At 66.7% G+C, this 14,403-nt stretch carries 11 protein-coding genes; 8 read left to right on the top strand and 3 right to left on the bottom strand.

The window, feature by feature from the left end; all coding sequences use genetic code 11:
- Positions 1-48: 48 nt before the first annotated feature.
- The 7 genes from ACX9TP_RS32415 to tnpC all read left to right on the top strand — a co-directional run bounded on the left by ACX9TP_RS32415 (position 49) and on the right by tnpC (position 7,365).
- Positions 49-1,089 (top strand): esterase/lipase family protein, encoded by a 1,041-nt coding sequence (locus ACX9TP_RS32415; RefSeq protein ID WP_482974515.1) that lies wholly within the window; start codon positions 49-51, stop codon positions 1,087-1,089.
- Positions 1,086-1,406 carry a hypothetical protein gene (locus tag ACX9TP_RS32410; RefSeq protein WP_482974514.1) on the top strand — a complete coding sequence of 107 codons (321 nt, stop codon included), beginning with the start codon at positions 1,086-1,088 and terminating at the stop codon, positions 1,404-1,406. Before ACX9TP_RS32415 ends, ACX9TP_RS32410 begins: the two co-directional genes overlap by 4 nt.
- Before the next feature lie 97 nt (positions 1,407-1,503).
- The gene (locus ACX9TP_RS32405; RefSeq protein WP_482974513.1) at positions 1,504-2,964 is read left to right on the top strand and encodes a DUF2252 domain-containing protein; all 1,461 of its coding nucleotides are present in this window, start codon (positions 1,504-1,506) and stop codon (positions 2,962-2,964) included.
- Between the two features lie 426 nt (positions 2,965-3,390).
- Positions 3,391-4,680, top strand: a complete 1,290-nt coding sequence (locus ACX9TP_RS32400) for an HNH endonuclease (RefSeq protein ID WP_482974512.1) — start codon at positions 3,391-3,393, stop codon at positions 4,678-4,680.
- A 204-nt stretch (positions 4,681-4,884) separates the two neighbouring features.
- Entirely contained in the window at positions 4,885-5,220 is a 336-nt protein-coding gene (gene tnpA, locus ACX9TP_RS32395; RefSeq protein ID WP_482974511.1) for an IS66 family insertion sequence element accessory protein TnpA, read from the top strand.
- A complete protein-coding gene (gene tnpB, locus ACX9TP_RS32390) occupies positions 5,217-5,558 on the top strand; it encodes an IS66 family insertion sequence element accessory protein TnpB (protein ID WP_482974510.1) in 342 nt (113 codons plus the stop codon). Before tnpA ends, tnpB begins: the two co-directional genes overlap by 4 nt.
- Before the next feature lie 91 nt (positions 5,559-5,649).
- Positions 5,650-7,365 carry an IS66 family transposase gene (gene tnpC / locus ACX9TP_RS32385; RefSeq protein ID WP_482974509.1) on the top strand — a complete coding sequence of 572 codons (1,716 nt, stop codon included), beginning with the start codon at positions 5,650-5,652 and terminating at the stop codon, positions 7,363-7,365.
- Positions 7,366-7,777: 412 nt separating this feature from the next.
- Here the strand turns inward: tnpC and ACX9TP_RS32380 are convergent, their stop codons facing one another.
- Positions 7,778-9,703 (bottom strand): ATP-dependent nuclease, encoded by a 1,926-nt coding sequence (locus ACX9TP_RS32380; RefSeq protein WP_482974508.1) that lies wholly within the window; start codon positions 9,701-9,703, stop codon positions 7,778-7,780.
- A 502-nt stretch (positions 9,704-10,205) separates the two neighbouring features.
- Here ACX9TP_RS32380 and ACX9TP_RS32375 point away from each other — a divergent pair.
- Complete coding sequence (locus ACX9TP_RS32375; protein ID WP_482974507.1) at positions 10,206-11,276, top strand: PDZ domain-containing protein; 1,071 nt, start codon at positions 10,206-10,208, stop codon at positions 11,274-11,276.
- 39 nt (positions 11,277-11,315) lie between these two features.
- Here the strand turns inward: ACX9TP_RS32375 and ACX9TP_RS32370 are convergent, their stop codons facing one another.
- Positions 11,316-12,830, bottom strand: a complete 1,515-nt coding sequence (locus ACX9TP_RS32370; protein WP_482974506.1) for a DUF4340 domain-containing protein — start codon at positions 12,828-12,830, stop codon at positions 11,316-11,318.
- Entirely contained in the window at positions 12,827-14,398 is a 1,572-nt protein-coding gene (locus ACX9TP_RS32365) for a GldG family protein (protein WP_482974505.1), read from the bottom strand. Before ACX9TP_RS32365 ends, ACX9TP_RS32370 begins: the two co-directional genes overlap by 4 nt.
- Between the last annotated feature and the right edge of the window lie 5 nt (positions 14,399-14,403).

Below are 14,403 nucleotides of genomic sequence, written 5' to 3'. Positions count from 1 at the left end.
AGTGGTGATTCATGTTGCGGTGTGTCAAGGTCGAGCCACGAGGCCGCCATGACCCCAACCGACGCGATGGATGTCCCGGCCTCCGTGCCGGAAACCCCGGTGGTTCCTCCAGCGCGTGCGGGCGGTGGCGGGGTGGAGCTCGCCATTGGCGTCCTCAACGGCGTGGTGGGGGACTACCTGCACCGGAGCGACAACGGGCTGGCCACGCCGATGGAGCTCTTCCACGACGGGCGCCCGTTGGTGCTCGAGCGCGAAGCGCTGCGTCGCGCGTATCCCCACTCGCGGGGCCGGCTGGCGCTCTGGGTCCACGGGCTCGCCGTCACCGAGGCCGTGTGGTCCTTCCCGGATGAGCCGGCGACGACCTACGGCGCGCTGCTGGAGCGCGACCACGGCTTCACGCCGCTCTACCTCCGCTACAACACGGGCCTGCACATCTCCGACAACGGCGAGTCACTGGCGCGGCTGCTGGAGGAGCTCGTCGCCGCGTTCCCGGTGCCCGTCGAGGAGCTCGTCCTGGTGGGCTACAGCATGGGCGGGCTCGTGGTGCGCAGCGCGTGCCATGTGGCCACCGAGGCGGGCCAGGCGTGGCTGTCCCGCGTCCGCCGCGCCGTCTACATCGGCGTGCCCCACCTGGGCAGCCCGCTGGAGCGGGTGGGCAGCGCTGTCTCCTGGATGCTTCGCAAGGTGCCGAATGCGTATACGCAGCTCATCGCGGACGTGGCGGACCTGCGCAGCAGCGGCGTCAAGGACCTTGGCGTCGCTCGCCTCTTGAAGCGGGACTGGGAGGGCGCGTCCCCGGACGTGCCCCTCCAGAGTCGCGCGCACCCCGTCCCGCTGCTCCCGGGAATCTCGCACCACCTGCTCGTGGGGGCGCTGGCCGCGAGGGAGCGGCACCTCGTGTCCCTGCTGTTCGGAGACGGCGTCGTCCCGCTGACGAGCGCCGCGGGCAGGGCCGGGGGCACGGTGCACGACCTACTCGTCCCGCCGGGGCACGTGCGAGTCGTCCCGGGCGCGAATCACTTCGCGCTGGCGCACGACGCGCGCGTCTACGCGCAGCTCCAGTCCTGGTTCGAGGAGGTTTCCCCATGAAGCGCTGGCGCGGGCTGAAGTCCCTGGTGCAGGACGTGGTGGACAAGGGCGCGACGGCCATCGAGGGTGTCCACCGGCGCTCCGCGGCGGTGCCCTTCCGGCTGCTGCGCCGGATTCGGCCGCTGGATGCGCCCGTCCGCCGCATCCACGAGTTGCATGACCTGGCCCTGTCCACCTCGTACGCGATGGTGCGCCTGGTGAACCGCGTGGCCGGCAAGACGGTGGACGTCGCGCTCGACGTGGTGGAGAAGCGCTCGGGCCGGGCACGCATCCGCGAGGTGCCACCTCCACCTCCGCTGCCACCGTCCACGTCCTGATCGCCGCCCTGAGCGAGCAGGCAGGCAGCGCTCTCCAGGCCGGGTGCTTCCAGTCCCTTCGCCCCAGCCCCACCTTCCTCGAAGGGGAGCGAGCGCCATGGATTCGGAGGACCCATCCGCCGAGCTGGGGGCTGCGAAGGTCCCACTGGTATCCGCCGAGCGGCAGCAGAAGGTGCGTCGTACACCGCGAGGCAGGAAGCCCTCGCTGCTGGCCCGGGGCGACTTCCGGAGCGTCGATGAGCGCATGGCGGCGGGTCGAGCCCTGCGCAAGCGCTGTCCCCGGAGCGCTCATGCCCTGTGGAAGCCCTTCCGGGGACGGGCGCCGCTGGAACAGCTCCGCCTCTCCGATGCGACACGGCTGCCGTGGCTCGTCCCCGTGCGCCACGAGCGCATGGCGCAGTCGAGCTTCGCCTTCCTCCGGGGCACGCCCTTCGTCATGGCGCGGGACCTGTCGCACACGCCGATGAGCGGCCTGCGGAGTCAAATCTGCGGGGACGCGCACCTGGCCAACTTCGGCCTCTTCGGCACGCCGGAGCGGCGCCTCATCTTCGACCTCAACGATTTCGACGAGACGCTGCCCGGCCCCTTCGAGTGGGACGTGAAGCGACTGGCGGCCAGTTGCGTGGTGGCGGCGAGGCAGAACGGGCTCGGAGGTGGGAAGAAGGCGGCCCGCCACGCGGTGAGGGCCTACCGGCGGATGATGCGCGAGCTCGCCCCGCAGGGACTGCTGGAGGTGTGGTCCCGGGGCGTGGACGCGAAGCAGCTCATGCGCGACTGCTCCAGTCCGGATGGGCTCACGCGGCAGGCCGTGGAGAAGGCCCTCCGCCACACCAGCGCCCACGCGGTGCAGAAGCTCACCGAGGAGCGCGACGGCCAGCGGCACCTCGCGTACCAGCCTCCGCTGCTCTTCCCGCTCGCCTCGGTGAAGATGGGCATCTCCTCGGCGGAGCTGCGCCGGCGGATGAAGCGGCTGACGCTGAGCTACCTGTCCTCGCTGGACGGCGCCATGAGGGACCTCTGCCTGCGGTACCAGCAGCGCGAGTGGGGCTTCAAGGTGGTGGGCGTGGGCAGCGTGGGACTCCAGGCCTATGTGGTGCTGTGCGAGGGCAATGGCGGCAATGACCCGCTGGTGCTCCAGGTGAAGGAGGCCCAGGCCTCCGTGCTGGAGCCCCACCTGGGCCCCAGTGGCTTCCGGAGCCATGGCGAGCGCGTGGTGGTGGGGCAGAAGCGGATGCAGGCCTTCTCCGACTTGTTCCTCGGGTGGACGGAGGTGGAGGGGATGGGCGCCTTCTACGTCCGGCAGCTGCGCGACATGAAGGGCTCGCTGGACGTGGAGAAGATGGAGCTGGACGTGTTCCTCGAGTACGCGGAGTCCTGCGGCGCCACGCTGGCCCGCGCCCACGCGCGCACGGGGGATGCCGCCGCCATCTCCGGCTACCTGGGCAGCAGCACCTGCTTCGATGAAGCCGTGGCCGACTTTGCCTGCGCCTACGCGGACCAGGTGGACGAGGACTACGGGCGCTTCATCGACACGCCGGAGGCGGGAAGGCTGCACTGACCCGCGTGCTCGCGTAGGAGTGGCGGCCAGGTGTCCCAGTAAAATGGAGTATTGCTGGCGCTTGCATGGCAGGACTTGTCACAGCCGCATGCGACCTTGATCGCAGCCTTGCCTCTTGCTGCACTCCACGTCGGAAAGTAGAATTCGAGTTCGACGGTGGAGAACTGAATACCACTCCCGTATCCACGGGGATGGATGTGAATAGTTATCCTCCCATTCATACTCTTGCCAGAAATGTTGGGACTATTGGCGTCCAAAACCCCCGACATTTTAGAAAAGGCTGTCGGCGAGTTCGGTCTCTTCGATGGAGCTTCATAGAGAGCCCAGGGTGGATCCAGAGGCCAAGCCAGCAACGCGTGCTTCACCTGCTCGCTTCACCTCAACACGCTCCAAGGCTAAGATGAACAGGAAGGATACAATTCCGGTATGCAGCTGAGTCCGAAGGCCCGTGCCATTCTTTTGTACATTGTTGAGCAACTGGACAGCGCTCAAGACAAGGTGAACTTTTTCCTGACCTACAAGCAGGTACATGAGGCCTTGGGATTCGCCATGAAGGGCGATACTTTTGGAAGAAGCCTGGATATCCAAGGACTCGGTGCACTCGCGGACTGGGCCTACGCTAACGGCCTGCCTGCGGTGACTGCTCTCATCGTTAAACAGGAAGACCATGAGCCAGGGGGCAAATTCTATTCTCAGAACAAGCGCGAGCCGAACGACCTGACATTCTGGGTTACCGAGCTCAAGCGTTCCCGGGAATTCGATTGGAAGCCTTATTTAGGTCTGGTAATCGCCGCAAGCGCGACCGCCTCTGTAACTGCAGCTCCATCCAGAGCGGAATCCCTCTCCGAGCAGGCTCCGCGACCCATGGCGGGCGCCGAACCGCAGACGCCCCAGACCTATCTGCTGGTCTGGAACCCAAAATCATACAAATGGACGTCCCTCAAAAATGAGTTGGGTGAGTTCTATCAATCGCTTAACCTCGTGCGCAAATGGGGCGTCGCAAACCTAAAGTCCGTTCGGCCAGGAGATCGGATTTTCCTTATCAAACTCGGAAGCGACGGCGCACACGGAATCATGGGCTCGGGCTATTCGACTTCCTTCGCCTACGAAGACGCGCATTGGGACAGCACGCGGGGCACGCCGACTAACTACATCGAAGTCGCCTTTGATGTGCTCGTCGATCCCGACAATGACGCGGCTTTGATGCTCCCGCTTGAGACGCTTACTTCGGATCCTGCGCTGGCCGACCAAGAGTGGAGACCCCCAAGATCCGGCATTTCCATCTCCGCGCCCGTGGCCGCGCACCTAGAGTCGCTGTGGCGGAGCCGCTTGGACTACCTCAACCGCAAGGCGCTGCTCGCTTCGGGCGGCGATCAGAAGGCCTACTACGAAGGCAAGGCCTATGAGAGCGTCAGCAAGCGCTATGAACGCGATCCCGAAGCACGTCGTCAGTGCCTGCGTGCGCGCGGCCATCGCTGCCTAGTGTGTTCGTTCGACTTTAAGGAAGCTTATGGAGAGCTCGGCGAAGGCTTTATCCACGTCCACCACCTCACGCCGATCCATTCGAGGCAGGAGGAGTATCGAATCGATCCGGAGAAGGACTTGGCGCCGGTATGCCCCAACTGCCACGCAATGCTGCATCGGCGGAACCCGCCTCTAGCGATGGAAGAGTTGCAGCAACTCCTGCGGGACAAGGAGACAAACGAATTGGCCTGAGAGGGTGTTAAGCTGCAACTGTTCGCCCTGCCCCGTCCCGGCGCCATGCTGACTCGCCCGCGCGGCGCGGCAGGATCGGCCGTCAGTCCCGGCTCTTCGAGAGCGTGATGGTGTCCAGGTGGAGTTACGCCGCTTCCGTTGCGTCGTATCCGCTGCATAAGCCCCGTCTGGCAGAGCTGAGCCGGCGCGAGCAGGGTGGCGCGCATGGCAAAGGCGGAGCTGTGGAGGAAGCGAGTTGCGGACTGGCGCGCCAGCGGGTTGAGCGCGGCGGAGTACTGCAAGGGACAGGAGTTCACGACGGGCCCGCTGTACCGATGGTCCAGTCGTCTGGCGGAGACATCGCGCGGTGAGGCGAGCGCCGTGCTGCCCATGGTGCGGCTGGTCACGGCCCCGGCTGCCGTCGAGACCGCGCCGCGGACCGCCCAGGTCATCATCGAAGTGCAAGGCGCACGTGTCCTGGTTCCGCCTGGCGCGGACGTCGCGACGGTGGGGGTGGTGCTGGAGGCGCTCGGTGTGGCGGGCCGGAGCGAGGGGCGATGATTCCGCACGGCGTCGAAATCTTCGTCGGCCTGGAGCCGATTGACCTGCGTTGGGGCTTCGAGCGGCTGGCGGGGCTGGTGGAGGAGCGCCTGGGCCGCCAGACGCGCAGCGGCGCGCTCTTCGTCTTCTTCGGCAAGCGACGCACCGCGCTCAAGGTGCTCTTCTACGACGGCACGGGGTTATGCCTGTTCTACAAGCGCCTGGACTCCGGCTGCTTCCAGGTGCCGCAAGGACTTGAAGAGGGCGCCCAAAGCCTCGCGGTGGAGGAGCATGTGCTGGAGGAGTTGCTGGACGGGCTGCGCGTCGAGGCGCCGCGCCGAGGCCCTCGCCCGCATTGAGGAGCCCAGGGGCCCGCGGCGGATGCGGTGGCCCCTACCCGGTAGGAGGGTGTCGACAGCGCCGATGCGAGGGGTTACAAGGCCGCCGCCGATGCACGAGTCCCCGTCCGACACCCAGGCGCGCATTGCCGAATTGGAGGCGGCCCTGCTGGCGGAGCGGGCAGCCCTGGCCGCCGAGAGGCAGCGCACGGCGCAGTTGGAGCAGGAGCGAGACGTGCTGAAAGCCTCCCACGAGAGGCTGCGGCTGGAGTTGGAGCTGCACAAGCAACGTCTCTTCGTGGCCAAGGCCGAGCGGGTGGACGCGCGGCAGTTGGAACTGGAGTTCGCCCAGAAGCTGCGCGCCTTGGAGCAGGTGGCCGGCACGCTGGGCATGGCCTCGGGGGAGGCGTCAGGCGACGCAGGGGCGAAGACGAAGAAGCGCAAGCCAAAGGGCCGGAGGGATTTGAAAAGCCTGCCGCTGCAAGAGAAGCGGGTAGAGATTGCCGACCCTGTCTTCGACGCGCTGGTGGCCCAGGGCAAGGCGGAGCGAATCGGCTTCGAGGAGAGCTGCAAGCTGGCGTGGCAGCGGGGCGGCATGCGCCGGCTCGTCATCGCCCGGGTGAAGTACCGCACCGTCGACGGCGACGGTGAGGCCTTCCTGGCGTCGGCGATGGCGCCCCCGGAGCTCTTCTTCCGCTGCCTGGCCGCGCCGTCGCTCTTGGCCCACCTGGTGATTGGGAAGTACTGCGAGGGGCTGCCTCTGTTCCGCCTGGAGCAGCGCTTCGCGCGTGACGGGGTGCCGGTGGACCGGGGGACAATGGCCCGGTGGATGGAGGACGTGGGGGCGACGGTGGGCACCAGCGTGGTGGCCGCCATGCGCGACGAGGCGCTCGCCACCGCCTTCTGCATGGCCACGGATGCCACGGGCGTGGCGGTGCTGCCGGTGCCCGTCGAAGGCCAGCGCCAGGCGTGCCGACGGGGCCACTACTTCGTGCAGGTGGCCGACAAGGACGCCGTCTTCTTCGAGTACACGCCGCGCGAGACGAGCGCCGCGGTGCAGGAGCTCTTCAAGGGCTTCAGCGGGTACGTGCAGGCCGACGCGAAGAGCGTCTACGACGCCCTCTTCCGCCCCGTCGAAGACGCGCCGCCGGACGGAGAGACCGAGGTGAGACACGAGGTGGCGTGCTGGGCGCACTGCCGCAGAGGTTTCTGGGAGGCGACGGTGGCCAAAAGCGTCGTGGCTCGCGAGGGCCTGGCGCGCATCGGCCGCATCTTCGAGCTGGAAGCGACGTGGCGGGACAAGCCCGCGGAGGAGATTCACCGGCTGCGGCTGGCGCACCTGCGCCCGCACGTGGACGCCTTCTTCAGCTGGGCCGAGGCGGAGCACGAGAAGGTGCGGGACGAGCGCGGGCTGTTGCGCAAGGCGCTCGGCTACGCCGTGCGCCACCACGAGGCCCTGCGACGCTTCCTCGAGGACGGACGGCTGCTGCTGGAGAACAACCGCTCCGAGAGAGAACTGCGGAGGATTGCCGTCGGGAGAAAGGCGTGGCTGTTTGTCGGCAGCGATGACCATGCCCAGAGCGCTGGCCACCTCTTCACTCTCATCGCCACCGCGCGGCTGCACCGCCTTGACCCCGAGGCCTACCTGAGGGACCTCTTGCGCGTGCTGGCCCACTGGCCCCGCGAGCGCTACTTGGAACTGGCTCCCAAGTACTGGGCCGCCACGCGAGCCCGCCTCATGGCCGCCGAGCTCGACGCCGAGGTGGGCGAGCTCACGGTGCCTGAGCCGCTCGCGACCCCGTCCGAAGAGCAGTCGTCGCCGCGCTGAGAGAGTCCTGTTCACCCTGTCAGGATGATGCGGCCGCCCGGCTCACGGAAGACGGGGCTCGTGCAGCGGATACGTTGCGTCTCCGCGAGTTCAGGGGCAAGCCGCAGCGTCGTGCCTCTTCTCATAGTTAGCGGGGGACTAATAGTTCAGGTGCGGAATGCCGCCACCCTCGTGAAACTACCTGCCTCCAACCACCAGCGACCCGCCGGCTTCTCCCCCGGCATCTTCGCTCGAAATTCCGCAGGCGATTGCTTCCCAGAATCGTTACCGGTGCTCACTCCTTCCCACTAGTGGGCGACCGGGCGACGGCATAGGAGGACGCCAGCACGGGCGGCCCGTCGACGCCTGTTTGCTCCCATCGCCACTCCTCTGATTCGAGCGGTGCGACGAACAGTTGAGTCAGTTATTCCATTTACGCAGCAGTCGATGCCATGTAGTCAAGGAGCCCCCTAATCTCTGAGGGAATAAGCACTAGAGGATCGCCAAGCTTTTCCACAGCCGCGCTCCGGACAAGATCGAGTAGGCCCGTACGTACGTGGTTTCGTATGGCGTTGTCCGTCAATGCAGCACGTGCATGGCGAAGAACATGGGTTGCGCGGTCCCTACCATGCTGCCAAGTTGCTGGGTCCGTACGCACCTTTTCTTCCGCTGCCTTTTGGGCGTCGCCAGGCTTAATTTCGTTTTGCTTCATCAAGGACACTGACATACGCCGAATGGCGTCTAGTACTAGATCGAGGTCCTGATCTGCATGGCTCAGTGCGGTATCTACGAGGGGGCGTAGGGCGGCTTCTGATATGCTACCGGAAGGAAGCACAGCAAGCAGCCAGGCCGTCAGGCATGCCGAGTCAAGAAAAAGGGACTCGATACTGTATCGCGACCAGACAAGTTCATAGGCTTCGTATGCACCACGAGAGAGCTTGGGTCGGTGATGAAAACCAGGAGTGCGCTCGGTATCCCGGTCCAAAATGCAGACAGCCCGAGTGGCAGGGCCGTTGACCATCTCGGGAAAAACCTGGGGCTGAAGAACTACGCCTAAGACAGCCTGGGCGCTGACTTTGCCAGTTCCTCCCAATGCGACAGGTGTCCACTGCCGGAATCGGGCAAGTTCCGTCGGCCTGTTGCGAAAATAGATGTCGGCGCAGCGCTTGAGAAATTCGACGTCACTTGGGCCTTCGTGGAAGTAGACGCGCCGCGATGCTAGAAAATTAATGCTGGTGAAAGGTGTCAAGTCGCACCAGCGAGAAAGTTCCTGGACGAGAGCGTCCTCGGACTCAAGTCGTGCGATGCCCGATGTAGCCCGATCCACCGACAATAGGACGGCGTCCCGTCGCTGGCCAATACGATTGATCATCTCCACCGAGTGAGTGGCGATGAGGAGTTGCGCGCCGAACTCGGAGGACAGAGCGCCCAGCGCCTCGCCCACGTTGCCCTGCAGGCGAGGATGAAGGTGCGCTTCTGGCTCGTCCATAAGGTAGAGAACGGGTCGGGCTTCTTGCCCTGTGCTGGATGGCCTGAACAGCTCCATTGCAGCGTAGAGTGAAATGAGGTTGACGAGTCCAGCTCCCGCAGAAGCTAGTTCCAGAGGACCCTTGGTATCCTGAAAGCTTGTAGTGAGGTGAAGGGTCCGCTCGACATCTTGGTCTGTCGTTCGATCAACCAGACTTGCTCCAAGGTGGCGGAGAAGGAAGTCGTTTAAACGCTTCAAAGCCTCGGGGCGCAAACGTGCCACGAGGTTGCGCACAACGCGGCTTTGCTCACCTCCTCCCAACATACGCTCCAAATGCGGGAGCGTTCGATATTCCTCTTGTCCTGTGACGCCGTAGAAGGCCGGTACCAAGACGGCTCTCGGTGCTCCTGCGCGGAGAACCCTCAGCAGGGTCTCCGCTCGATACTTTGACTTGGCTGGATAATCCGCTACCGCGTCTGCGGCCTGCTGGCTCATTACATAAACAGTCAGTTTGAGCTGTTGGTTGCGCCCGTAGGTGAGAATCACCTCCATATCTTGGATGGTGTCCGCCTCCTCGAAGACGAGACGCAAATGCATCTCAATGCCTTCACCTACTTCCTTGTTGGTGAAGAGTTCCGACCAGTCTGCTGTCGGGAAGAGACGGCCATGGTCTCCCACTAGGCCGCTGTATACGGTTATCCATCCGTCTTTTGTTAACTCAGGGTGTCCCTGCTCTAGGCCGATAGCAAGCGCCTCGACAGCCACGCGAACGGCGTGCAGCAGGGACGTTTTCCCAGAGCTGTTCGGCCCTAGAACAACCGAAATAGGGCGCAGTTCAGCTTCCAAGGAAGCGAACCCACGAAATCGAGTCAGCACGATCTTCGTCAGCACGGCAGGGCTCCGGAAGACAGAATGAAGGGATCAAGGACATAACACAAAGGTCATGATGGAGCAGGGGCCGAAGTTGTCATCCTCCGGCTCATGCTGGATGTGCTGGGCTGTAATACGCACCACTCCCCGGGAGGTTGTCGCGGCCTTCGCTGCCCACCCGGTGGTTGTTCTTTCGATGCACCTGTGACGGGATTCCGGCGCGCATTGAACGCGCCCTGGAGATCCGAATATAGCCGTGGCCCGAGCCCTGAGCCCCAACGAAGCGGAGTTCGAGTTCTACAACCACCGGCTGTGGGGCGCGCTGTAGATGCAACGTGGTCGCGGATGAACGGACTCTCACATTCGACCTCGTCCAGCGCGCGCTGCGGCTGCTCCAGCAGGAGCACGCGCTGCTCCAAGCTCGCATCGCCGGCCAGGAGGGCGGCCTGCACTACGAGATGGACCCGACCCTGCGCCTTCCCGCCCGGCAGGTGCCCGCACCGGGGCCGACTAGTGGCGTAAGGTGATTCACGAGGAGCTCAATGCGCCCCTGGACTCCTCCAAGGGGCTGATGCGGGTCAGCAACTTCCCCGTCGGAGCGGGGACGGACCTGCACGACCTCGTCATCAAGTCGCACCACGGCATCATGCACGCGGCGGTGATGCTCCGCGTCTACGGCAGCCTGATGGAGCTGTGCGGCGACCTAGCCATGAGGACAGCTGGGAGCCGTTCGCCGGCATCATCGAGCCCGAGCGGATGTGTGCACGGCAGGGCCCCCTGCTTGAAGACCGGCGCCTCGTGCTATGCGAGGCGCATGGTCTACCTCCTGGTCCTCTGCATTTTCGGTGCGTTCGCCGCGGGCGGGCATCGGCTGGCGGCCCGGTTGCTCGGGGTCCGCGGAGTCCCATTCCTCTCCACGGAGCTCCGGGCAGAGGCCTTCACGTCCTCGCGGGCACGCCGCTTCGCCGTCCGTGGGGCGGGGCCGCTCGCCGCCTACGCCGTGTTGGTGGCGCTGTACCTTCGGATTCTCGCCGCCAGCGGGGTGTTCAGCGCACACGTCCAGGTGGCGCCGGGCTCGCCCGCGGAGAGCGCCGGCCTTCGCGACGGGGACCGCATCGTCTCGGTGCTCGACGCGCCGGTGCGGGACTTCGACCAGCTTCGCGAGCGCCTCCAGCAGCACCAGAAGGAGGGGAAGCTTTCGCTCCAGGTCGAGCGGGGTGGAGAGCGGCTCTCCTTCGTCGTGACGCCCGATGCGCAGGGGCGGATGGGAGTTCAGCCCACGGGTGAGCGGCTCGCCGTCCCGGCGCTGCGCCTGCTCGGCGCGGTGGTGAAGCCGCTTCAGGACTTCGCCACCACCATCCGCCTGCTCTGGCAGTACTCAGTGGGAACGGCGCCGGAGAGCATCTTCGTCACCGGTACCACCGCGGTGGTCGGTGATGGGAGCATGCCGGTCGGCATGTGGCTCACGCTCTCCCTCGCGACGACGGGCAGTGGGGTGTGGCCGTTCATCCTGCTCCACGCGCTCATCGCCGCCGTGAGGGGCGAGCGCAGGCGCGCGGGCACGCAGCCCCAGGCGACGATGCACGGCGTCTGAGGCGCGGCGAGCCCCGCGAGGGGCCCGGAGCCCCGGTGCTCACGGCGTGGGCGTCGCCGTCGCGTCGGGCCCGCCGTCAGCGGGGGAGGGCGGGGCCTCCAGCAACTCCTCCGGTTTCGTGGGGAGCTCCACCCACGTGGCGGACACCTCCAGCACTTCCGGCCCGGAGCCGCGCGCGTACACCGTGCCGGGCTTGTCCTTCACCTCGTTGCCCAGCCACAGCCGCGCCAGCTCCTTCCCGTCCGCGCCCTGGAGCACCGCGCCCTTCGACGCGTCGGAGATGCCGTACTTCGCCCAGTTCCTCGGCTTCGCCTCGGCGAAGGCTGACGCCTTGAAGGTGTCCAGCGAGCCCAGCACCGACGCCACCTTGAAGTGCTGCGCCTTGCCCTGCTTCGGGGACTCCACCTCCCACACCCCGGCGCCGCCGTCCGTGCCCGTCACGCGCACCACCGCCATCGGCTCCGCGCCGCCGCCCGGGTGGAACACCACGCGCTTCACGTCCTCGCGGCGGAAGGCCAGCACGCGCTTGTCCTTCAGCTCCGGCACGCCCACGTCCAGCACGGCCAGCGCGCTCTCGGGCACCTCGCCCAGCAGCGCCTGCGCGCCCTGCTCGCGCAGCGCGTACACCTTCGGCTCCGCGCCTTCCGTCACCCGGGACAGGCGCAGGCGCACCGGCTCGCCCGTGGCCGGCGTGAAGCGCGCGTCCACCACCGGCGCCTCCAGGCCCAGCTTCTGGCGTGCCTCCGCCGAGTCCGCCGGGAAGGACAGCGCCCGCTGCTCCTTCAGCGCCGTCAGCAGGTCCGCCACCTTCACCTCGTCCGCGCGCTCCGCCACCGGCTTCACCAGCCGCCAGCCCGTCCCGCCCGTGTCGCGCGCCAGCAGGTACGCGTTCGCCTTCGTCTTCACCTCGATGCTCTGGAGCGAGGGCTCCTCCAGCGGCCCGAGGAACTCCTTCGAGCGCAGCGCGAAGCTGTCCTTGTCCAGCGACCAGCGCACCGCACCCGGCGCGGCGTACACCTTCGGGTCCCCGTCGCGGCGCACGTACACGGAGCCGTCGAAGGTGTTCTCGATGCCACCGTGCAGCGTCACGGTGTGCTCCCGGGCCGGGCTGCCCACGGACGCCGTCGCCGTCACGGAGAAGACGGGGGTCTTCAGCCCGTACTTCTCCAGGTCCGCGTCGGTGGGGGCCTCGTCCACGGTGGCGGTGAACTTCGACGAGCCCAGCGTGCTCGTCATCGCCTCCACCGCCGCCGTCTCCGCGCGGGCGGACACGGGGGACGTCACCCGCCACGTGCCGTCCTTCTCGCGCACCAGCTCCGTGGTGCCGCCGCTCGCCTTCACCGTGAGCTTCGTGAAGACGGGCGCGGGCGGCGTCCCGCCGTCCTCGCCCTTCGCACCGGCCTCGTGGGCGGCGAAGAGCTGCTCCGACACCTGCTTGTGCTCGGCCTCGCGCGTGTCGGGCTCCTTCACGCCGTACCACGCGTAGAGGCCCAGGCCCGCCGCCGCGGCGGTGAGGGCGAGCAGCGTCACCAGGTTCTTCTGTGTCTGCTTCACTTGTTGCGCCTCGCGAGCCAGATGGCCAGCCCCATGCCCAAGAGCGACAGGGGCAGCAGGTCCGTGGAGACGAAGCGGATGCCGTCCATCGACGCCTCGTCCAGCTCCAGCGTGGACACCTCGCGGTCCGGCGGGCGGATGGTGATGCGCTGAATCTGGTTGGACGCCCAGCCCAGCGCGTTCATCACCAGGTTGCGGTTGGGCTCATGCCCCCAGTTCGGGTCCAGGAGGATTTCCGAGTCACCCACCACCACCAGCCGCGCCTGGTCGAAGCGCTTGTCCTGCGCGTCCTTCGTGTCGCGCGTGGCGGCCACCACCAGCGTGAGCTGGCCCGTCTTCTCGCCGTCGGAGGGCATGGCGTTCTCCTCCGGCTTCGTCTCCACCCAGCCGTACTGGGAGGTGAGCACCAGCGGCTCCACCTTCACGCCCGGCGCCAGGCTGCCGCGCAGCGCGGACAGGCTGCGCGGGGTGGGGAACTCGATGTTCAGCCCGCGCGCCTTCAGCGGCTTGACGATGTCGTGCTCGCTGTAGAAGGCCGACAGCACCACGTACGGGTTGCCGCTGTTGAACTGCGCGTCCGCGGCGATGCCGTCGTCCACCTGCACGCCGTACTCGGCCAGCAGCGCGCCCAGGCCGTCCTCCAGCCCCGCGTCCGCGAAGTAGAGCAGCCGCCCGCCGGTGGCGAGGTACTTCTGGAGCGCCTCCACCTCCGGCTTCGCGTACGGCGTGCGCGCCCCGGCGATGATGAGCACCGCGGCGTCCTTCGGGACCTCCGTCCTCCCCAGGAGGTTGAGCGCCTCCGGGGTGTAGCCCTCCTGCCGCAGCTGCCGCGTCAGCTCGGACAGGCTGGCGCCCGGGTCCGTGGGCGACGCCTGCTCCTTCACCAGCGGCCACTCGCCGTGCCCGGAGACGAAGTAGACCTTCTGCGTCCCCACCGCGGACAGCTTGATGAGGGCGTTGGTCAGCTCCTGCTCGGACAGGGTGTTGAGCGTGGTGTGCGACTCCGTCGCGCCCTCGCCGCGCACCAGCACCACCGTCGTCTGGCCTTCCTTGAGCTGGTACTTCGCGGCCAGGTCAGGGCTGCGGCGCGGGTCCTTGAAGGCGTACTCGAACTTCTCCGGCGCCTGCGCGTGGTAGCGCTGGAACAGCTCGTCCAGCAGGCCGTAGTACGGGTGCGAGGGCGGGATGAAGCCGAAGGCACGCACCTTGTCCGGCAGCGCGTCCAGGGTGGACGTCGTCTGCGGCGCCAGCGTGTAGATCTTCTCCTTCGTCAAATCCCAGGTCCGGTTCTTCTTGTGGGCGATGTAGTTCACCGCCACCAGGCCGGCCAGCACCACCACCGCGGTGAGCACGGTGGTGGCGAAGAAGAAGCTCGACTTGCGCGAGGCGAACTGGCCGAACTGCTGGAAGTTGGTGGCCGCGTACGCGCCGAGCAGCAAGAGGCCGAGGCCCGCCTTCACGCCGGCGGCCAGGGGGCTGCCCGAGGTGACGAACAGCGTGAAGGGGCTCGACAGGAGGAGCAGGAGTCCGAATGCCCCCAGCACCTTTCCGAGGTGGGTCGCTTTCATGGCGG

This window comes from Pyxidicoccus sp. M15 (assembly GCF_056858435.1).
Note: the sequence above shows the minus strand (reverse complement) of the source record. Positions and strands in the feature narration are given on the sequence as shown.

What these genes read in the sequence shown, in the direction of transcription:
- ACX9TP_RS32415 (WP_482974515.1), top strand. Translation starts at nt 49, where the DNA reads ATGACCCCAACCGACGCGATGGATGTCCCGGCCTCCGTGCCGGAAACC.
- ACX9TP_RS32410 (WP_482974514.1), top strand. Translation starts at nt 1,086, where the DNA reads ATGAAGCGCTGGCGCGGGCTGAAGTCCCTGGTGCAGGACGTGGTGGAC.
- tnpC (WP_482974509.1), top strand. Translation starts at nt 5,650, where the DNA reads ATGCACGAGTCCCCGTCCGACACCCAGGCGCGCATTGCCGAATTGGAG.
- ACX9TP_RS32405 (WP_482974513.1), top strand. Translation starts at nt 1,504, where the DNA reads ATGGATTCGGAGGACCCATCCGCCGAGCTGGGGGCTGCGAAGGTCCCA.
- tnpB (WP_482974510.1), top strand. Translation starts at nt 5,217, where the DNA reads ATGATTCCGCACGGCGTCGAAATCTTCGTCGGCCTGGAGCCGATTGAC.
- ACX9TP_RS32365 (WP_482974505.1), bottom strand. Translation starts at nt 14,398, where the DNA reads ATGAAAGCGACCCACCTCGGAAAGGTGCTGGGGGCATTCGGACTCCTG.
- ACX9TP_RS32400 (WP_482974512.1), top strand. Translation starts at nt 3,391, where the DNA reads ATGCAGCTGAGTCCGAAGGCCCGTGCCATTCTTTTGTACATTGTTGAG.
- tnpA (WP_482974511.1), top strand. Translation starts at nt 4,885, where the DNA reads ATGGCAAAGGCGGAGCTGTGGAGGAAGCGAGTTGCGGACTGGCGCGCC.